Raw genomic sequence first — 19,985 nt, forward strand, 5'->3', positions numbered from 1 at the left:
GCCCTCCGCCCCGCTGACCGTCGCCGCCGTGCAGGCCGAGCCGGTCCCCGGGGACGTCGCCGGCAACGCGACCACCGCCGCCCGCCTCGTCGCGCGGGCCGCTGACGCGGGCGCCCGGATCGTCGTCCTGCCGGAACTCTTCCTCCCTGCCTACCATCCACCGACCCTCGCCGCCGACCCGACCGGCACCGACGTGGTCGCGGCCGGCGACCGTACGGTCGACGACCCACGGCTGGCGACGTTGAGCGAAGCGGCGGCGGCCGGCGGCGTGAGCGTGGTGGTCGGTGCCGCGGTGCGCCATCCCGACGGGCGGCGGACCATCTCCTCGCTCGTCGTCGACCGCGGCGGCGCGGTCCGGGCCGGGTACGACAAGCAGCAGCTCTGGGGCGGGGAACGTGACCTCTTCACGCCCGGTACGCGGGGAGCCACCCTCTCCGTCGACGACTGGCGGCTCGGGCTGGGGATCTGCTACGACGGCTGCTTCCCCGAGCACGGGCGGGCGGCCGCCGTCGACGGCGCACACGGCTACCTCTGCCCGAGCGGCTACCTGGCCGGCTCCGCGCACCGCCGCGACCTCTACTACCCCGCCCGCGCGCTGGACAACACCATGTACGTCGTCTTCGCCAACTCCGTCGGGGGCACCGACCCGTGGCGCTTCAACGGCGGCGCGGCCGTCTACGACCCGGAGGGGCGTACCTTGGCCCGGGGCGCCGACACCGGCGAGGAGTTGCTGGTCGTGACGCTGGACCCGGCTCAACTGGCGGCCACCCGGGCGGCGCACTCGATGCTCGCCGACCGGCTGCCCGATCAGGGGTCGGCCCGGCTCTCCCTGTCGGGGTGAGGAGTTCACGTAACGGATCTGTCGCTGGGTGCGCTGATTCCCGTAAGGTGCCCGAGTGCCACTGCTCCTCATGGATCTGGACAACACCCTGCTCGACCGGGCCGGGCCGTTCCGTGCCTGGGGGCAGGGCTTCCTGGACGGCATCGGCGCGCCCGCGGCCGACATCGAGTGGTTGCTCTCCATCGACGCCGACGGGCTGACCGACCGCTGGGACGTGGCCGACGCGATCCGGGACCGGTACGACCTGCGCGTGCCCTCGATCGACCTGGTCGAGGAGCTGCACGACGGGCTGGTCGCACACACCCGGCTGGATCCGCTGATCGCCTGCGCGCTGCGGATCGCCGACGAAGCCGGCTGGGTGCCCGTGGTGGTCGCCAACGGCGCTGTCCGGCAGCAGGAGGTCAAGATCCGTGAGACCGGGCTGGACCGGTACGTCGCCGACTGGGTGATCTCCGAGGAGGCGGGCGTCAGCAAGCCCAACCCGCGAATCTTCGCGCTCGCCGCCCAGCGGGTGCGGATGCCGCTGCGAGGTGCGTGGGTCGTCGGGGACGGCCCGGAGGCGGACATCGGCGGCGCGGCCGCGGTCGGCCTGCCCAGCGTCTGGCTGCACCGGGGGCGTACCTGGTCCGACGGCAGGTTCCGGCCCACCCGTACGGCCGACGGCCTGATCGCCGCGGTCGCCGCGGTGCTGGCCGGCTGAGGCGCGGCCGCCGGGGTGCCGCGCTCGGCGCGGCCGACCGGCCGTAATTCGGTTGACGGTCGCTTGGCGGGCGACCAGCATGATCCGCGCATGGTGCACCCCGGGCGCACGCCCGGTCGAGGAGAGGGGGTCGGTCATGGCCGTCTTCGCAGGTCGTTCCCACCGGCCTCCATCAACCTCGAACAAGGGACGAGCACCGCAGTGCGCGAGTACGACTTCCCGGCGCCGGAGCGCCGGGCCCGCGGCCGACGCCGCTTCGACGACGACGAACCACAGTTCCTGAAGCGCGACCGGCGCACCGAGCCGGTCGCCGCTGACCCCGACGACGGGCCCGACCCGGAGACCGGCCAGCGCTGGTCGTCCTGGGACGACGCCGTGCACGGGCCGCAGCCGCACCCCGCCTGGCTCGTCACCGAGCTGGCCGCGAAGGACACCGAGCTCGGTGTGCTCAAGACCGGCAAGGAGGCGGACGTCCACCTCGTCCGCCGGGCGGTGCCCGACACCGACCGGGCCTGCCTGCTGGCCGCCAAGCGCTACCGGGACGCCGAGCACCGGCTCTTCCACCGGGACGCCGGCTACCTGGAGGGGCGGCGGGTCCGCCGTTCCCGGGAGAACCGGGCGATGGCGGGTCGGACCGCCTTCGGCCGGCAGTTGATCGCCGGGCAGTGGGCGGCGGCCGAGTTCGCCGCGCTCGCCCGGCTCTGGGAGATCGGCGCCGAGCACGGCACGATCGCCGTGCCCTATCCGGTGCAGTTGCGCGGCACCGAGTTGATGCTCGAGTTCCTCGGTGACCCGGAGGAGGGGCAGGCCGCACCCCGGTTGGCCCAGCTCCGGCCGGACCGGGCCGGTCTGCACGACCTCTGGACCCAGCTGGTCGACGCGCTGATGGTGCTGGCCCGCGCCGGGTACGCCCACGGCGACCTGTCGCCGTACAACCTCCTGGTGCACCGCGACCGGCTTGTCATGATCGACCTGCCGCAGGTGGTCGACCTGGTGGGCAACCCGCAGGGGCCCGAGTTCCTGGCCCGGGACGTCCGGGTGGTGAGCAACTGGTTCGCGGCGCGGGGACTGCCGGCCGATCTGACCGACCCGACGGCGCTGACGGGGGAACTGCTGCGGGAGGCGGGCATCCGCTGAAGCGGGTGGGCCGGGAGGTCACGCCGGGGTCGCGGCATCGCCGGGCACCGCACATCGGCCGGTGCCGTGCCGGCGGGCCGGCCCGGCCCACCCGTCGGGATCACTGGAGGTACCGCTCGACCTCCGGCTTGGGGCGCACGCCCTGGGAGTCCGGGTCGCCGTGGGTGGCTCGGGCCGCACGCCGCCGCCGCAGCAGGTCCCAGCACTGGTCGAGGGACTCCTCCAGCTCGCGGAGGCGGTTCTGCGCCTCCTCGTCGGTGCCCTTCTCGTGGGCCTGCGCCGCGGCGCGCAGCTGGTGCTCCTCGTCGACCAGCTCGGAGATCCGGTTCAGGATGTTCTTGTCGTCCATGACATGAGCCTGGCACAGGGCGTCCGGGGCCGCGTGGGTTACCCCGCCGATCAGCGCGCCCGACCTGCCGGGTATGGCCGGATCTTGACCCGTCGCGGCTGCCGATCGAGGGGCGGCGGCCGCCACGCGACGTCGCTGACCGCCGCCCGCCAGCCCGCCTCAGCCCCGGCCCGGTTGACCCGGCCCGTTGACCTACCCGGCCGGCCGCCCCGCCCGCCGACCTCGCTTCGCCCGCCGATCCGACCGTCGCGAGCCGCGTCGGCGACAACGCCGCCATGGAATCCTTCTTCGGGCTCCTCGAGAACTGCGTCCTGAACCGACGATCCTCGGCCAGTCGCGAGCAACCACGAGATCGCGATCGTGACCTGGATCGAACGGGCCTGGCTGTGGTGACCAGGCACGTTGGTCGTCCACGTGTCCCTTGCGCGGGCAGAACAGCCGGAGCGCGCTGATCCGGTGCCGAACCGCAAGGACGCCTCGCCCCGCGAGCGACACGAAGGGATGGAAGCCTCCACACCGGAGGCGAAGCCGATCACACATTGCATGACGGTGGTTGCAGAGAGGACACTTAACACCGCTTAGATCCTGAGCCGCGGATCAATTAGGCTCGGCCGCCGGTGGGAAGGGGCGTTGTGGAGACTTCGCATGTCTAGATCACTGCCAGGAGCCCGCGCCAAGATGATCCCCGCTTGGCAGGCCCTACCGGCGGTCGTCCGTGACGCTCACGGCGCTCTCGTCGACGCCGGCAACCGGTTCGGCGGGGACGTCGTGCGTGTCTCGCTCGGCGTCTCACGCCCCTACCTGGTCACGAACCCCGCCCACGTGCAGGAGATCCTGCAGGAAAAGGCGGCCATCTACCCGCGAGGCGATGACACCGCGCTCTGGCGCTCCGTCCGGCAGCTCGTCGGCGACGGCATCCTCGCCGAGGGCGAGACGTGGGCGGCCAGCCGGCGCATCCTCGCGCCGCTCTTCCGGCCCGCCCGCATCAATCGCCTGGTCGAGACCATGGCCGATGCGATCGCCACGGCAGTCGACGAACTCGACGCCCCCGCAGCCGCCGGGCAGACGGTCGACGTCGGACGTGAGCTGTCGCGAATCGTCTGCAGCGCCATCATGAGAGTCTTCTTCGCCGACCGCATCTCGGTTCAGGACGGGCTACGGATCATGGCCGCCCAGGAGACCATCGTCACCGCGATGGCTCCGCGACTGCTGGCACCGTTCATGCCGTGGTGGGTTCCGATGCCCGGAGACCGTCGCTTCCGCGCCGCAGTACGGGCCATCGACGACATCCTGTTACCGGTGCTCCGCGAGGCCGTACGCGAACCCAATGACGGCGACGACGTGCTGTCCACGCTCGCACGGGCCCGGACCCCAGACGGCCAGCCACTGAGTGAAAAGCAGATGCGTGACGACCTGGTGTCCATGGTCGCCGTTACCACCGAGACCAGCTACGTAGTGCTGACCTGGCTGTGGCCTGTGCTCGCCAACCACCCCCACATCGCCGACAGGCTAGTCGACGAGATCGAGCGCGTGGTCGGACCCGGACCGGTCAACGCCGACCATCTGCCGGAGCTGACCTACACCAAGATGGTCCTGGAGGAACTCCTCCGGCTGTACCCGGCGGGCTGGATCGTGCCTCGCCGCGCGGCCGCCGACGATGTGCTCGGCGGGGTGCGCATCGACAAGGGCGCGACGATCATCCTCTCGCCGTACGCGACCCAGCGCATGTCCGCCTGGTGGGGGCCGACGGCAGCGGAGTTCGACCCCGAACGGTTCGCGCCCGGCCGCGCCGCCGCCGTTGGCCAGCACCGCTACGCCCACTACCCATTCGGGGCCGGGATGCACCGTTGCCTCGGCGAGCACCTGTTCAACCTGGAGGCCGTGCTGATCGTCAGCACGCTGCTCAGCCGGTACCGGTTCAGACTCACCGACTCCACCATGCCCGGGACCCGGGTCGCCGCCTCGCTACGCCCAGCGCGCAGGGTAGAAATGACCTTCATTCCTCTCGAACGATCCGTCACCCGATAGGAGCACCCTTCGTGCCTCCGTACGCCGTCCGCGACGGGCTCACGGCCGCCTCCGAGCAGGGACGCATCTGCTCACTCGCCGCCCGCGGTCAACGCGACCTGCAGAAGCGGGTAGCGGCATACCCGACGTTGTTCCCCAACCCGCCGGTCGACGATGCCATGCTCAGTGCCTTGGCGTTGAGCACGGCGTTCATCGCTCCGTGGTGCACGGCCGAGCAACTCCGGGTCGCCAACCGTGCCTCGCTTTGGATCACCGCCGAGGACTGGCGGATCGACAACGTCGCGGCCACTGTCGACGAGGTCGAGGCGACCGTCTCCGCCTGCCTCGGCGTCGCCGACGGTGGTGCTCCCGCGCCAGAGGACGAGCTCGGCCGGTTCCTCGCCGAGATCCGCGACGAACTGGCCACCAGGGCGTCGTTCGGCGCGGTGCAGCCGCTCTGGCGGGAGGAAGTCCGCAGGGTCCTCGCCGCCGACGCGCGCGAGTGGCGGTGGCGGGCCGTCCGTATGACCGACGAGACGCAGTTGCCCACCTTCGCGGAGTACCTCGCCAACGCCGACAACTACGGCGCGACCTTTGTCAACGTGTCGCACTGGATCGCGACCGGTGACGAGGACACGCTGGACCACCTCCCCGAGCTGATAGCGGCGAGCAGGGAGGTGCAACAGGTGCTTCGGCTGGTCAACGACCTGGCCAGCTACGAGCGGGACGTGAAGTCCGGCGACCTCAACGCGCTCATGCTCGGCGTCGACCGGGACGACATCCAGCGGCAGGTGACCGAGCGCATCAGCCAGTGCCAGGACCTCCTGGACAGCAGCGTGGAGGCACTCTGCCCACAGCAGGTCCGCTACCTGGCCCGCGAGATCGGCTTCACCACGGGCTTCTACCACGGCACCGACTTCTGGGGCAGCTTTGAGCGCTAGCCAACCGGCGGGAACGCCTACCTCAGCCGTTCTGCCGACGCAACGTGCCGGCGCCGTCGAGCGTCTGCTCGCCGGGATGGCCGGCGAGCCCGCCGGTCAGGTGTCCGCGTCGGTGTACGAGACCGCTCGACTTGTCAGCCTGGCGCCCTGGCTGACCGGGCACGCCGATCGAGTGAGCTTCCTGCTGAGCAGTCAGCGTCCAGACGGCGGGTGGGGCCCTCCCGGGGAGTACGCCCTCGTTCCCACTCTGAGCGCCACCGAGGCTCTGCTCACCGTCGCGCGGACGGCACCACAGGAGGAGCTGCTCGCCGCGGCGGATCGCGGACTGCGGACGCTCACGGGCTGGCTTGCTGCCGTACGCACCGTTCCCGACACGCCCGCGATTGACCTCATCGTGCCGGCGCTGGTCGAGTCCATCAACACGCAACTCTCACAGTCCGAGGCGCTTCCGGGGCTGAGGCAGTGGCCTGCCCGCGCTCTCCTTGGCCTTCCGACCGGAATGGACGGAAGGAGGCTCGCGGCGGTCCGCGGGCTGATAGCCAGTGGCGGCCGGGTGCCGCAGAAGCTGTTGCACGCACTGGAGGTCGTCGGTGACCTCGCCCGGCAGGCTCCCGGCGTGGAACCGCCGCCGTCCGGCATCGTGGGCGCATCGCCGGCGGCGACCGCGGCGTGGCTCGGAGGGCCTGGTGGTGCCGCGAACCATCCCGCGTCCCGCGCGTACCTGGAGTCCGTCGTCACGCGACACGGCGGCCTCGCGCCGTGCGCGACACCAATTACGGCGTTCGAGCGGTCCTGGGTCGTCAGCACCCTGACCCGGGCCGGACTGCGGGTTCCCGCATCACCGGAGCTCGTCCGCAGCCTGACAGCGGATCTCACGGCGGACGGCACTCCGACCGGCCCCGGGCTGCCAGCGGACGCAGACACCACCTCCGTGACCATGTACGCCCTGACCGCCCTCGGCGCTCCCGCGGACCTTGAGTGCCTGTGGCGGTATGAGACGCCGCAAGGCTTCTGCACCTGGCCGGGCGAGGACGGGTTTTCGCTGACCACCAACGCGCACGTCCTGGATGCCTTCACTCAGCACGTGGCTGCCCGTCCCCACACGTCCACGCGCTACCCGGTCGCCGTCCGCCGCCTGGTCGACGCGCTGCAAGCCCGTCAGCAGGCGGACGGTAGCTGGCAGGACCGATGGCACGCCTCCCCGTACTACGCGACCATGTGTTGCACCCTCGCGCTAGCTGATGCCGCCGAGCCATCGGCTGCCAGCGCTCTCGTGCGGGCGGCGCGTTGGGTCGCCGCGTCGCAACGGGTGGACGGCTCTTGGGGGCGGTGGGGCGGCACTCTGGAGGAGACCGCATACGCGATACAGGTGCTGGTGGCCGTCGGCCGGAACCTGCCCGGCGCGGGCCCCGCTCTCTCGCGCGGCCGCGCGTACCTTGAGCAGCACAGCGCGGAGGCTGGGCCGGCGCTATGGCACGACAAGGACCTCTACCGTCCTACCACGATCGTTCGCGCTGCCGTCCTCGCGGCACGGCACGTAGCCGAGCGGGTCTCTACGGGCCACGGGCAGCGGCATCTGTCGGGCAGCAGGATGTAGCGAGCATCGCCGATGCCGCACATCGCTCAAGTGCGGATTCTCGATACGTACGGTCGATGTTCAAGGCGACCTTGAGTGACGAGTCAGATTCCTGCTAGCGTGCCCCGGTCTGCACACTCGAAGGCTTGTACGGCAAACATCGCCGACAAGCGAATGATGTCCGGCATGGGACGGTCTAATGCGGTCTCGCGGTACCAATCTGCGCACCAAGGTTGTCGCTCTCCTGGTGTCACTGGTCGCTCTCTGGTCGTTCGCGGCATGGGTGACGCTCCGGGACGGGGTCAACCTGCTGGGAGTTCAAACAGTCGACAGCAGGATCGTCGCGCCAAGCGAACCCCTACTGCTCGAGTTGCAAGTCGAACGGCGGCTGTCTACGGCGCAGCTGGGTTCGGCCGGCTCAGCCAGCAAGGATGAACTGGCCGCGAGCCGGCACAGGGTCGACGCCGCCGCAGCAGAGTTCAAAGAGTCTGCCCAGACCTGGCTAGCCGACCTGATGGCTGGTGCCGAAGCCGAACGCACCGTTGACGCGGCGATCGCGGCGCTGAACACCCTGCCTGCCACCCGAGAGTCGATTGACAGCCGGGAGCTCGATCGCGCGGCCGCCGCGAAGGCTTACACCGAAGTCGTCGACTCCATGTTCCGGCTCTACGACGTCGTGGGCGGCCTCGACGACCCGGACATCGAGGCGGACACCCGCAACCTCATCGAGCTCTACCGGATTCGCGAGCTGATGTCCCAGGAGGACGCTCTGCTCACCGGTGCTCTCGCCGCGGGGCGGACCACCCCAGCCGAGAACGTCGAGTTCACTCAGCTCGTCGCCGCGCAGCGGTTCCTGGCCAGTCGCGCTTCGGACCAGCTCCGTCCCTCCGAGCGCACCCAGTTCGACCAGGTGCTCGCCGGTCCGTCGTTCACCAAACTCCGGGAACTCGAAGACCGCATTCTCCAGAGCGAGCGTGCCAGGTCCAAGCCGGCCGTCTCGGCGCAGGAGTGGGACGATGCCTCTCAGTCCGCTCTGTCCGAGCTGCAAAACATGGTGCTGTCCGCCGGCGACGCGGTCGTCGACCGGGCTGCCCCGGTCGCGGTGTGGGTCATCATTCGGCTGGTGCTTGCAGCCGGCCTTGGTCTGCTTGCTGTCATCGCGTCGATCGTGGTCTCCGTTACCACCGCCCGCGCGCTCGTCGCGCAGCTGCAGCGTCTCAGCGCCGCGGCCCACAAGCTAGCCGACGAGCGATTGCCGGGTGTGGTTGAGCGCCTTGGCCGCGGCGAAAAGGTCGACGTCGCGGCCGAAGCGCCCCCACTCGACTTCGGTGACGATGAGATCGGCAAGGTGGGCCAGGCGTTCAACCGGGTCCAGGAGACGGCGATCGCCACTGCAGTCATGCAGGCGCAGTTGCGCCAAGGGGTCCGCGATGTCTTCCTCAGCCTTGCCCGGCGTACCCAGAGCCTCGTTCACCGGCAGGTTTCGCTCCTCGACGAGATGGAGCGCCGCGAGCAGGACTCCGAAGAGCTCGAGGACCTGTTCCGCGTGGACCACCTCGCCGTTCGTATGCGCCGCAACGCCGAAAACCTGGTAGTGCTGTCGGGCGCGGCTCCCGCCCGTGCCTGGCGTCGCGACGTGCCGATGGTCGACGTCGTCCGTGGCGCCGTGCAGGAGGTCGAGGACTACCAGCGGGTTAGCGTCATGCCGATCGAATCGGTAGGCCTCGCCGGTCGTGCGGTCGGTGACATCATCCACCTGCTCGCCGAACTGATCGAGAACGCGTTGTCGTTCTCGCCTCCCCACACCGAGGTGCAGGTCCGCGGCCAGCTCGTCGCACGAGGCTTCGCCGTCGAGATCGAAGATCGTGGGCTGGGCATGGACGCGGCAGAACTCAAGGCGGCCAACGAGCAGATCGCGCAGCACCAGGAGTTCTCGCTGTCCAACGCCAACAAACTCGGCCTGTTCGTGGTCAGTCGGCTGGCGGATAGGCACAAGTGCGTTGTGCACCTGAAGACTTCGCCGTATGGCGGCACGACAGCTGTGGTACTCATCCCGATGGGGCTGGTCACCAACGCTGCAGACCCCGGCGTCGGCGCTGGGCGCATCGAGGGCGAGACGGCTGGTGGCAAACCGGCCGAGCGGCAACCTGTGCTCACCGCGCCCAGCCGCCCGGAGGGGCTCGTCGACACGCCGATCTCCGCGCTCACGTCTCCGACACCCAAGCTCGGTTCCCCCGTCGTGCATCAGGTGCCGAGCCAGCGAACGCCGGATGCGACGACCGGCAGCCCTTCCGTGCTTCCCGCCCGGTCAGCACCTCCGGCGACGCCTGAGACGCAGGAATCCCAGACGCCGAGTGGGCTACCGGTCCGTGTGCGACAGAGCAGCCTGGCGCCGCAGCTGCGCGACAACAATCGCCCAGCAGCAGAGAGCCCGGACGAGGATGAGCCGCCGCGAAACCCCGACCGCGTCCGCATGATGATGAGCTCCTACCAAAAGGGCACCCAGCGCGGTCGTGCGGAGACGGAGCGTCGACTCGGCGACGACAACGACACGGACCCACGGGACACCGATGGCTCGGCAGCGACCGAGACCGAACGGTAGAAAGAGGAACTCGAAGTGGTACAGCAACAGCACAGATCCAGCAGTGATCTGGCCTTCTTGCTGGACGACCTGGTGGGTCGGGTGAAGCAGGCCGAGCACGCCATCGTCCTCTCCGTCGACGGGCTGCTCATCGCCGCGTCCGCTGATCTGAACCGCGACGACGGTGAGCACCTGGCTGCCATCGCGTCAGGCATCCACAGCCTTGCCAAGGGCGCCGGGACACGATTCGGCGGTGGGGCTGTCCAACAGACCATCATCGAGCTGGAGAAGTCCTTCCTGCTGGTCACCGCCGCCGGTTACGGAGCCTGCCTCGCGGTGCTGGCGGCGGTGGACGCCGACCTCGGGCTTGTCGCCTACGAGATGACCACGCTTGTCGACCGCGCGGGCAAGTATCTCGCGTCGCCGTCTCGAACTCCTCAGACATCGGCACGCAGCTAGGGGCCGCGATGACAACGTCGGATGCAGAGCCGCGGTGGGTGGACGACGACGCGGGACCCGTGGTGCGGCCGTACGCGATGACCCGTGGCCGCGCCGTCGCGAAGAACCGCTTCAACGTGATCTCGCTGGTGGCCGCCACCCGGGTGGCGCCATCGGCCGAGGTTGGCATCGGACCAGAGCACATCAGGATCGTCGGCCTCTGTCAGGAACGTCCCCTGGCGATGGCCGAGGTGGCCGCGCACCTCGGCCTTCCGCTAGGCACGGTTCGTGTCCTGCTTGACGACCTGCTCGCTCGCCAACTCGTGCGAGTCACCGAGCCCGCGCAACACACCAACCTTCCCGACAACCGCGTATTTGAGGCACTGATCAATGGACTACGAGCGCTCTGACGGGGACAAGGCCCGGGCCGCCGTCCTACCCACCGCCGTCAAAATCCTCGTCGCCGGCGGCTTTGGCGTCGGCAAAACCACCCTCGTCGGTGCCGTCAGCGAGACCAAGCCGCTTCGGACGGAGGAGCTCCTGTCCGAGCAGGGAGTGGGGGTCGACGACATCTCGGGGGTGGAGTCCAAGTCGACGACCACTGTCGCAATGGACTTCGGTCGAATCAGCTTCGGCGACGACCTCGTGTTGTACCTCTTCGGTACACCGGGACAGGACCGGTTCTGGTTCGTCTGGGACGAGCTGGCCCTCGGTGCCCTCGGTGCTGTTGTTCTCGCCGACACACGCCGCTTGGCCGACAGCTTTCCCTCTGTCGACTACTTCGAGCAGCATGGATTGCCGTTCGTGGTGGCGGTGAACTGCTTCGACGGTGCGCGCAGGTACAGCATCGACGAAGTGAAGCTGGCGCTCAACCTGGACCCGGAGGTGCCCGTCATGCTGTGTGACGCCAGGGAGCGGGAGTCGAGCAAGGACGTTCTCATCACCCTGCTGCAGCACGTGATGAAAGGCCGCGGTGCGGGCCGAGAGCCGGCGTCGGTCGGGTCATAACGTTCGGGGCGTCGCCTCAACCTGGGCTCGTTCCGGCCGTACCTGGTGACGCATCCCCGGCACGTACCGGGCGAGCGGCCGGAGAGAACCACGAGCGGGCCGGCGACGGCTTGTCCTGGCGACCCGTGAAGCGGCTTCTGGGCGAGAGGATCCTCGGCGCGGGACAGATCTGATCGGCGAGCCGGAAGACGCTCCAGCCGATGTTCACCGCCAAGCGGATCGAGGCACTGGTGGGCGGGATGGTCGACGCCCACGACGTCGTCGCGACCGCCGTGATCCCGCGCATCGTCGTGCTGTACGCGCCGCTGCTACTGCCGGTGCCGGGCGACCGGCCGACCGCACCACCACGATGAGCGCGTACGTCGGGGCCGATTTCAACGGGTTCGACGCGCTCGACGGTCTGGACGACCGTCAGATCGCGCGGAGACCGGGGCGCATCGTGCCCGAGTGACGATCCCGCAGCGAGCGCCGCTGATGAGGACGAGGAGATGGCGCGGCAGCGCGAGCAGGTGCGCCGGATGATGAACTCGTACCAGAAGGGACCCGTCGGCCGGACGGAGGCGGCGCGCCTGCTGGGCGACGACGACGCGCCGGAGCCCGAGCCGGGCCCGGACGCTGACGAGCAGCAAACGACCTGATCAGTGCCGACGGTGCGGAAGTCCGCCCGCGACGGAACGGTCAGCACCAGACGAAGACGGCTACCACAGCCGTGGGAGAAGAGGACGACGAGTGGCCCAGAAGACGGCATCGGGTGCCGACCTGACGTGGTTGCTGGATGACCTGGTCGGCCGGGTGAAGCAGGCCGAGCACGCGATCGCGCTCTCGACGGACGGCCTGTTGATGGCCTCCTCGCAGGGGCTCAGCCGGGACGACGGCGAGCACCTGGCCGCGATGGCGGCCGGGATCCAGAGCCTGGCCCGGGGCGCGGGGAAGAGGTTCGGCGGTGGTCAGGTGCGGCAGACCATCATCGAGATGCAATCCTCGTTCCTCTTCGTCACAGCCGCCGGGCGCAACGCCTGCCTCGCGGTGCTGGCCAGCGAGGACGCCGACGTCGGGCTGATCGCCTACGAGATGGCGATGCTCGTCACCCGGGTCGGCAAGCACGTCGCCTCGCCGACCCGGACCGCCGAACAGTCGACCGGCGAGAAGTAGCCGCGATGACCGTGCGGGGGGAGTCCGCAGGCCACCAGTGGGTGGACGACCACGCCGGGCCGGTCGTGCGCCCGTACGCGGTGACGCGCGGCCGGGCCCGCCCGGTCACCGGCACGTTCGACCTGATCTCGCTGGTCACGGCTACCCGCGCCGACGTGAGCGCGGAAATCGGCCTGGGGCCGGAGCACGTGGCGATCGTGGGACTCTGCCAGCGCAGGCAGTCCGTCGCCGAGATCGCCGCCCACCTGGACCTCCCGGTGGGCGCCATCCGGGTCCTGCTGGGTGATCTGGTGGCCCGCAACCTGGTCCAGGTCCGCGAGCCGCGCACCTCGGCCGGGCTTCCCGACAACAGTGTTTTCGAGGCGGTTATCAATGGACTACGGGCCCTCTGAGCGGCCGGCGGGAGCCACGCCACTGCCCACCGCGATCAAGATTCTGGTCGCGGGCGGTTTCGGGGTGGGCAAGACCACCATGGTCGGGGCGGTCAGCGAGACACGCCCGTTGCGTACGGAGGAGGTGCTGACCGAGTCCGGGGTCGGCATCGACGATCTCTCCGGTGTGGAGAGCAAGAGCACCACCACCGTCGCGATGGACTTCGGTCGCATCACGATCAGCGACGACCTGGTGCTCTACCTCTTCGGCACACCGGGGCAGGACCGGTTCTGGTTCGTCTGGGACGAACTGGCGCTCGGCGCGATCGGCGCGGTGGTGCTCGCCGACACCCGGCGGCTGGCCGACTGCTTCCCCTCCATCGACTACTTCGAGGGACGAGGGACGCCCTTCGTGGTGGCGGTGAACTGCTTCGAGGGGGCCAAGCAGTACCGGCTGGACGAGGTGCAGGCGGCGCTGAACCTGGACTCGGGTGTGCCGGTGCTGCTCTGCGACGCCCGTCAGCGGGAGTCCAGCAAGGAGGTGCTCATCACCCTGCTGGAGCACGCCATGAAGTCCCGCGACGCGCGCCGCGTGGCCGACTGACCGGCCGCGTTCCGCCACCGGCCGCCCGGGACGCCGGCCCTCCCCTGGGGTGGGCGGCACGGAAGCCCGGTCTCCGAAGACGTGAGGGCCCCTCCCCGCCGATGCGGGAAGGGGCCCTCGTCCGTGGCGCGTCAGTTGGTGATCATGCGGCGCAGCACGTACTGCAGGATGCCGCCGTGCCGGTAGTAGTCCGCCTCGCCCGGGGTGTCGATCCGGACGACGGCGTCGAACTCGATGCCGGTGTCGGTGGTGACCTTGACCGTACGCGGCGTCGGGCCGTCGTTCAGCGCGGTCACCCCGGAGATGGCGAACGTCTCCGTGCCGGTCAGGCCCAGCGACTCGGCGGTCTCGCCGGCCGGGAACTGCAGCGGCAGCACGCCCATGCCGATCAGGTTCGAGCGGTGGATGCGCTCGTACGACTCGGCGATGACCGCCTTGACGCCGAGCAGCATGGTGCCCTTCGCCGCCCAGTCCCGCGACGAGCCGGAGCCGTACTCCTTGCCGGCCAGCACCACCAGCGGCACACCCTCGGCCTGGTACGCCTGGGAGGCGTCGTAGATGCTGGTCTGCTCGCCGGTGAGGTGGTTGACCGTGAAGCCGCCCTCGACGCCGGGGACCAGCTGGTTGCGCAGCCGGATGTTGGCGAACGTGCCGCGGATCATCACCTCGTGGTTGCCCCGGCGGGAGCCGTACGAGTTGAACTCGTGCCGGGCCACGCCGTGCTCCGCCAGGTACTTACCGGCGGGGGAGTCGGCCTTGATCGAGCCGGCCGGCGAGATGTGGTCGGTGGTCACCGAGTCGCCCAGCTTGGCCAGCACCCGCGCGCCGGTGATGTCGTTGACGGCCTGCGGCTCCCGCTGCATGCCCTCGAAGTACGGGGGCTTGCGCACGTAGGTCGAGTCACCGGCCCAGGCGAACGTGTCGCCGGTCGGGGTGGGCAGCGACTGCCAGCGCTCGTCGCCGGCGAAGACGTCCGAGTACGCGGAGCTGAACCCGGTGGCGCCGATCGCCGAGGCGATCACGTCCTGGATCTCGGCCGTGCTCGGCCAGAGGTCGCGCAGGAAGACCGGCTGCCCGGTGCTGTCCTCGCCGATCGGCTCGTTGGCCAGGTCGATGTCCATCGTGCCGGCCAGCGCGTACGCGACCACCAGCGGCGGGGACGCCAGGTAGTTCATCTTGACGTCGGGGTTGATCCGACCCTCGAAGTTCCGGTTGCCGGAGAGCACCGAGACGACCGAGAGGTCGGCCTCGTTCACCGCGGCGGAGATCTCCTCCGGCAGCGGGCCGGAGTTGCCGATGCAGGTGGTGCAGCCGTAGCCCACCAGGTGGAAGCCGAGCTTCTCCAGGTACGGCGTGAGGCCGGCGCGCTCGTAGTAGTCCATGACGACCTTGGACCCGGGGGCCAGGGTGGTCTTGACCCACGGCTTGCGGGCCAGGCCGCGCTCCACCGCGTTGCGGGCCAGCAGAGCCGCACCGATCATCACCTGCGGGTTCGAGGTGTTGGTGCAGGAGGTGATCGCGGCGATCACCACGGCACCGTGGTCGAGCTCGAACTCGGTGCCGTCCTCGCCCGTCACCCGGATCGGGTTGCTCGCCCGGCCGCCGGCGCCGACCGCCGCGGTCTCCAGGTCGCGCGGGGCGTCGGCCGGATCGTCGACACCGTTCGCCGGGGAGTCGCTGGCCGGGAAGGACTCGGCGCTCGCCTCGTCGGCGTGGCCGACGACCCCGAACGGCTTCTCCTGCTGCGGTACGCCCGCGGCGCGGCCCCGGTCACCACCGGTCTCGTCGGCGGCCACGTAGTCCTTCAACGCCGAGCGGAACAGCGTCTTGGCGCTGCCCAGCGGCACCCGGTCCTGCGGGCGCTTCGGGCCGGCCAGCGACGGCTCGATGGTGCTCAGGTCCAGTTCGAGGTGCTCGGAGTAGTCGGGCTCGGCGGCCGGGTCGTGCCAGAGGCCCTGCTCCTTGGCGTACGCCTCGACGAGCGCGACCTGCTGCTCGTCGCGCCCGGTCAGCTGGAGGTAGCGGATGGTCTCGCCGTCGATGGGGAAGATCGCCACGGTGGAGCCGTACTCCGGCGACATGTTTCCGATGGTGGCGCGGTTGGCCAGCGGCACGGCGCTCACGCCGGGACCGTAGAACTCCACGAACTTGCCCACCACGCCGTGCTTGCGCAGCATCTCGGTGATGGTGAGCACCAGGTCGGTGGCGGTGGTGCCGGCGGGCATCTCACCGGAGAGCTTGAAGCCGACGACCCGCGGGATCAGCATGCTGACCGGCTGGCCGAGCATGGCGGCCTCGGCCTCGATGCCGCCGACGCCCCAGCCGAGCACGCCGAGGCCGTTGACCATCGTGGTGTGCGAGTCCGTGCCGACGACCGTGTCCGGGTACGCCTGGCCGTTGCGCTCCATGATCGTGCGGGCCAGGTACTCGATGTTGACCTGGTGCACGATGCCGGTGCCCGGCGGGACGACCTTGAACTCGTTGAACGCGGTCTGGCCCCAGCGCAGGAACTGGTAGCGCTCCTTGTTGCGCTGGTACTCCAGCTCGACGTTGCGCGCGAAGGCGTCCTCACGGCCGAACAGGTCGGCGATGACGGAGTGGTCGATGACCAGCTCCGCCGGGGCGAGCGGGTTGACCTTGGTGGGGTCGCCACCGAGCTCGCGTACGGCCTCCCGCATGGTGGCCAGGTCGACCACGCAGGGCACGCCGGTGAAGTCCTGCATGAGCACCCGCGCCGGGGTGAACTGGATCTCCACGCTCGGGTCGGCGGTGGGCTCCCACGCGCCGAGCTGACGGATGTGGTCGGCGGTGATGTTCGCGCCGTCCTCCGTCCGCAGCAGGTTCTCCAGCAGGATCTTCAAGCTGTACGGCAGCCGGTCGTGGCCGTCCACCTTGTCGATCTTGAAAATCTCGTAGCTCGCGTCACCGACGCGCAGCTGGGTCTTCGCACCGAAGGTGTCGAGGCTCGCCACGTCGTACTCCTTCACACCAGCGACCGTGTCCCGAGCAGTTTGTCGCACCGGTAGGGGGGCCGCCGAAGTTAGGCGACACTTACCCGGTACCGCGCGTTAAACCAAACCGTACGTCCGTCTTGCTATTAACGCAACCTCGTGCCACCGTGTGGTGCGAGGAGGTGCCCAATGATCCACCACGTCCAGCTCGCCTGCCCGCGCGGCTCCGAGGAGGCCTCCCGCGCGTACTACGTCGGCCTGCTCGGCATGACCGAGAAAGCCAAGCCACCACTGCTCGCGGCGCGCGGTGGCTGCTGGTTCACCGGGTACGGCGCCGAACTGCACCTCGGCGTCGAGGACGACTTCCGCCCCGCCCGCAAGGCTCACCCCGCCCTGATCCGCCCCGACCTGGACGACCTGGCCGCCCGGCTCACCTCGGCCGGCGCCCCGGTGACCTGGGGCGACGACGAGCTGCCCGGGATGCGCCGGTTCCACACCGAGGACGCGCACGGCAACCGGCTGGAGTTCCTCGCGCCGGTGCCGTGACCCGGCAGGCTCGCCGCCCCGGCGCGGGGTGCCGGCCGGCGGCGTCCGGCCCTGTCTGCGGCGCGGCCGGGTCAGGCCGGTTCGTCTGTGGCGCGGCCGGGTCAGGCCGGTTCGTCTGTGGCGCGGCCGGGTCAGGCCGGTTCGTCTGTGGCGCGGCCGGGTCAGGCCGGTTCGTCTGCGGCGTCCTCCCGACGTGGGTCGTCCGGCCGGCCCGGGGTGTGGCGTGGCGGGTCGTGGCCTCCGGATGACGGGGTGGCGACGTCCGCGTGAGCGGTCCACGGCGTGACGGGAAACGCCCCGGTGCCGTTCGCCGGTCGTTCCCGGGCGCAGGTAGCGTTCGAGCGCCGAACCGGGGGAGGCTGGCGTGCTGGACGTACAACATTGGCTCGGGGCGCTGCCACCGCTGGCGGTCTACCTGACAGTCGCCGGCATCATCGGGGTCGAGAGTATGGGCGTGCCGCTGCCCGGGGAGATCACCCTGCTCAGCGCGGCTCTACTGGCCGCGACCGGAGTCGTCGAACCCGAGTGGGTGGCCATCGCCGCCGCGCTCGGCGCCATCGTCGGTGACTCGCTCGGCTACACCGTGGGCCGGCGGGGCGGCCGGCCGTTGCTCGTCCGACTCGGCCGGCGCTTCCCCCGGCACCTCGGGCCGGACCAACTCGCCCGCGCCGAGCAGACCTTCGCCCGGCACGGGGTGTGGGCGGTCTTCTTCGGCCGGTTCGTCGCGCTGCTGCGCATCCTCGCCGGACCCCTGGCCGGCGCGCTGCACGTGCCGTACCGCAGGTTCCTGCTCGCGAACGCGGCCGGCGGTCTGGTCTGGGCCTTCGCCACCACGTACCTGCTCTTCCACCTGGGTCGGGTCGCCGAGCACTGGCTCAAGAACTTCTCCTGGGCCGGGCTCGCCCTGGCACTGCTGGCCGGGGTCGGGAGCACCTGGTGGCTGCGGCGACGCGCGCACCGTACGCCGGAGCGCGACGAGACGGTCTCCGCCGGAACCCCCTGAGACGGCGCACGGGCCGGCCCCTGGTTGGGAGTCGGCCCTCGTGTGGGTGGTGGTGGTTCAAAAGGGTCGGCCTCTTGTGCAGTTGGCCTTTCGCTGTGCGGAGATGGTGAAAGGGCCGGCCCCCTGGTGGGGGGTCGGCCCTTTCGGTTGTTGTGGTGTGGTGTCTGGGTCAGTTGGTGGAGTAGCCGCGGGTGGCGATCCAGTCGGCGAGGTGCTCGACGGTGATGCGGTAGGAGGCCGTGTTGGGGTTGGCGCTGTCGGCGATGGTGGCGGTGTTGCCGTTGTCGCGGTAGCCGATGACGCTGATGTAGTGGCCGCCTTCGTAGGAGTGGGTGTTGCCGTCGGTGTCGGTGCTGGTGCCGGCGATGTTGGCGACTACGGCGTGGCCGTCGTCGATGGTGCGGACGATGTCGTCACGGAGTTTGTCGGTCTGCTTGTCGTCGGCGGTGGGGCTGGAGATTTCGACGGAGTGGTAGGCGTTCTTGCCGGTTTCCTTGTTCAGGACGGGGGTGATGTCGTTGATGGAGTTGGTGCCCGCTTCGGTGGTGCCCATTTCCTTGGCCATGGCGTCGACGTTGATGTCCTTGCCTTGGACGGAGAGGGCGTTGCGGGTGGCGGCGGGGCCGCAGTAGTAGAAGTTGGGCTGGGCTTCGTAGCGGACGTTGAGTTCGCGTTCGCTGTGGCTCTTGCGGTCCTGGGCCTGGCTGGTGGGCTTGGACTCGGTGGGGGCGGCGTTGGCGGCGATGGCGGGGCCGGCGATGCCTCCGCTGGCGGCGGCGATACCGGCGGCGGTGAGGACGGTCTTGCGGATCAGATCGGTACGCATGATGTGTGCCTCTCTGTTCGGGGGTGCAACGCGCGGGGCATGTCGGGGCGTGCCCGGTTCGCGCGTCAAAAAGGGGAAAAAGTTAAGGGGGTCCGGCGGCCTGCGCGGGGTTCGGCGGTCTGGCTTGCGCGGAGGTTCGGCGGCGTGGCCTGCGCGGATGGTGCGGGGTGTAACGCGGCGGGGTGGCCGGTCATTCCGCGCCCACTCGGTGGTGGTCAACGGTCTGAGGTGGCCGATCGTTCCCGGGTGTCGTCGCGGGTGGCCCGGTGTGGGCCTGCGGTGGCCGGGGACGTTAAACGGCCTGAGGTGGCCGATCGTTCCCCGGTGTCGTCGGCCCGGTGTGGGCCTGCGGTGGCCGGGGGATTCAACGAGCCAGGGCCGGTGGGTGATTCCCGGCCGCCCGGCGGGGGTCTTCCGCAGTGCCGCCGACCCGGGGGCGCACGGCACCCCATGTTCAACGACCCGGCCCCGGCCATGATTCCGCCGCCGGGGTGGCCCCGACCACGGGACACGCAACCTCAAACTGGACACCCCCGTGACACGCGGTCACCGACGAATCGGACATCTCACCCAGTGTGGTCGGATGATCGACTCGACATCATGGAAGTCGCGGTGACCAGCGCGGCGGATGCCCCGACATACCGGTAAGCCGAGTCGATCACCGCTCGGGCCGTCCGGCACCGGGCGGGCGGCACAATCCGGCGGCACCGTCCGGGCTCTGCGGCAGGCTCGGGCCGGGCGGCCCCGGTCGGCGGCGCGGTCAAGCGGCTCGGGTCGGGGGGCACCAGGCGGGTGGCCGCGATCGAGCGGCTCGGGTCAGGGGCGGTATCGGTCGAACTGCCCCGATCGGGCGGTTCGGGTCGGGCGGCACCAGGCGGGTGCTCCGGTCAAGCGGCTCGGGTCAGGCGGCCCCGGTCAGATGGCCCATGCGGGTGGCCTCGGTCAGGCGGGGTG

General features: G+C 70.2%; 20 protein-coding genes. 17 read left to right on the plus strand and 3 right to left on the minus strand.

Annotated elements, in window-relative coordinates; translation table 11 throughout:
• From E1211_RS19780 to E1211_RS19790, 3 genes are all read left to right on the plus strand, one after another.
• A partial coding sequence (locus E1211_RS19780; RefSeq protein WP_243709606.1) for a carbon-nitrogen hydrolase family protein occupies positions 1-841 on the plus strand: 841 nt, incomplete at its 5' end.
• Positions 842-896: 55 nt separating this feature from the next.
• Positions 897-1,541, plus strand: a complete 645-nt coding sequence (locus E1211_RS19785) for an HAD family hydrolase (protein ID WP_132350496.1) — start codon at positions 897-899, stop codon at positions 1,539-1,541.
• Between the two features lie 201 nt (positions 1,542-1,742).
• The gene (locus tag E1211_RS19790; RefSeq protein WP_132350497.1) at positions 1,743-2,678 is read left to right on the plus strand and encodes an RIO1 family regulatory kinase/ATPase; all 936 of its coding nucleotides are present in this window, start codon (positions 1,743-1,745) and stop codon (positions 2,676-2,678) included.
• Between the two features lie 100 nt (positions 2,679-2,778).
• Here E1211_RS19790 and E1211_RS19795 read toward each other — a convergent pair whose 3' ends face one another.
• Entirely contained in the window at positions 2,779-3,027 is a 249-nt protein-coding gene (locus E1211_RS19795) for a DUF2630 family protein (protein WP_132350498.1), read from the minus strand.
• 681 nt (positions 3,028-3,708) lie between these two features.
• Between E1211_RS19795 and E1211_RS19800 the strand changes: the two genes are divergently transcribed.
• From E1211_RS19800 to E1211_RS19850, 12 genes are all read left to right on the plus strand, one after another.
• On the plus strand, positions 3,709-5,055 hold the full coding sequence (locus E1211_RS19800; protein ID WP_132350512.1) for a cytochrome P450: 1,347 nt from the start codon (positions 3,709-3,711) through the stop codon (positions 5,053-5,055).
• 11 nt (positions 5,056-5,066) lie between these two features.
• A complete protein-coding gene (locus E1211_RS19805; protein ID WP_132350499.1) occupies positions 5,067-5,975 on the plus strand; it encodes a terpene synthase family protein in 909 nt (302 codons plus the stop codon).
• A 76-nt stretch (positions 5,976-6,051) separates the two neighbouring features.
• A complete protein-coding gene (locus tag E1211_RS19810) occupies positions 6,052-7,572 on the plus strand; it encodes a prenyltransferase/squalene oxidase repeat-containing protein (RefSeq protein WP_132350500.1) in 1,521 nt (506 codons plus the stop codon).
• Positions 7,573-7,750: 178 nt separating this feature from the next.
• Entirely contained in the window at positions 7,751-10,153 is a 2,403-nt protein-coding gene (locus tag E1211_RS19815) for a nitrate- and nitrite sensing domain-containing protein (protein WP_132350501.1), read from the plus strand.
• A 15-nt stretch (positions 10,154-10,168) separates the two neighbouring features.
• A complete protein-coding gene (locus tag E1211_RS19820; protein ID WP_076467596.1) occupies positions 10,169-10,591 on the plus strand; it encodes a roadblock/LC7 domain-containing protein in 423 nt (140 codons plus the stop codon).
• 8 nt (positions 10,592-10,599) lie between these two features.
• Entirely contained in the window at positions 10,600-10,980 is a 381-nt protein-coding gene (locus E1211_RS19825; protein WP_132350502.1) for a DUF742 domain-containing protein, read from the plus strand.
• Entirely contained in the window at positions 10,961-11,578 is a 618-nt protein-coding gene (locus E1211_RS19830) for an ATP/GTP-binding protein (RefSeq protein ID WP_132350503.1), read from the plus strand. Before E1211_RS19825 ends, E1211_RS19830 begins: the two co-directional genes overlap by 20 nt.
• Positions 11,579-11,778: 200 nt before the next feature.
• A complete protein-coding gene (locus E1211_RS33470) occupies positions 11,779-11,931 on the plus strand; it encodes a hypothetical protein (protein WP_243709607.1) in 153 nt (50 codons plus the stop codon).
• Between the two features lie 135 nt (positions 11,932-12,066).
• A complete protein-coding gene (locus E1211_RS32610) occupies positions 12,067-12,216 on the plus strand; it encodes a hypothetical protein (protein ID WP_165947297.1) in 150 nt (49 codons plus the stop codon).
• Positions 12,217-12,307: 91 nt separating this feature from the next.
• Positions 12,308-12,730, plus strand: coding sequence for a roadblock/LC7 domain-containing protein (locus E1211_RS19840; protein WP_132350504.1), 423 nt, complete (start codon positions 12,308-12,310; stop codon positions 12,728-12,730).
• A gap of 5 nt (positions 12,731-12,735) precedes the next feature.
• A complete protein-coding gene (locus E1211_RS19845) occupies positions 12,736-13,122 on the plus strand; it encodes a DUF742 domain-containing protein (protein ID WP_132350505.1) in 387 nt (128 codons plus the stop codon).
• Complete coding sequence (locus E1211_RS19850) at positions 13,103-13,705, plus strand: ATP/GTP-binding protein (RefSeq protein WP_132350506.1); 603 nt, start codon at positions 13,103-13,105, stop codon at positions 13,703-13,705. The genes E1211_RS19845 and E1211_RS19850 overlap by 20 nt, the downstream gene beginning before the upstream one ends.
• 131 nt (positions 13,706-13,836) lie before the next feature.
• Here E1211_RS19850 and E1211_RS19855 read toward each other — a convergent pair whose 3' ends face one another.
• Complete coding sequence (locus E1211_RS19855) at positions 13,837-16,692, minus strand: aconitate hydratase (protein ID WP_132350507.1); 2,856 nt, start codon at positions 16,690-16,692, stop codon at positions 13,837-13,839.
• A 153-nt stretch (positions 16,693-16,845) separates the two neighbouring features.
• Here E1211_RS19855 and E1211_RS19860 point away from each other — a divergent pair, with 153 nt between their 5' ends.
• On the plus strand, positions 16,846-17,202 hold the full coding sequence (locus E1211_RS19860; protein ID WP_132350508.1) for a VOC family protein: 357 nt from the start codon (positions 16,846-16,848) through the stop codon (positions 17,200-17,202).
• Positions 17,203-17,566: 364 nt separating this feature from the next.
• Positions 17,567-18,205 (plus strand): DedA family protein, encoded by a 639-nt coding sequence (locus tag E1211_RS19865; RefSeq protein WP_132350509.1) that lies wholly within the window; start codon positions 17,567-17,569, stop codon positions 18,203-18,205.
• 169 nt (positions 18,206-18,374) lie between these two features.
• Here E1211_RS19865 and E1211_RS19870 read toward each other — a convergent pair whose 3' ends face one another.
• Positions 18,375-19,031 (minus strand): C39 family peptidase, encoded by a 657-nt coding sequence (locus E1211_RS19870; RefSeq protein ID WP_132350510.1) that lies wholly within the window; start codon positions 19,029-19,031, stop codon positions 18,375-18,377.
• Positions 19,032-19,985 lie beyond the last annotated feature (954 nt).

Origin of the sequence: Micromonospora sp. 15K316 (assembly GCF_004348525.1) — a bacterium.
Classification (GTDB): Bacteria; Actinomycetota; Actinomycetes; order Mycobacteriales; family Micromonosporaceae; genus Micromonospora.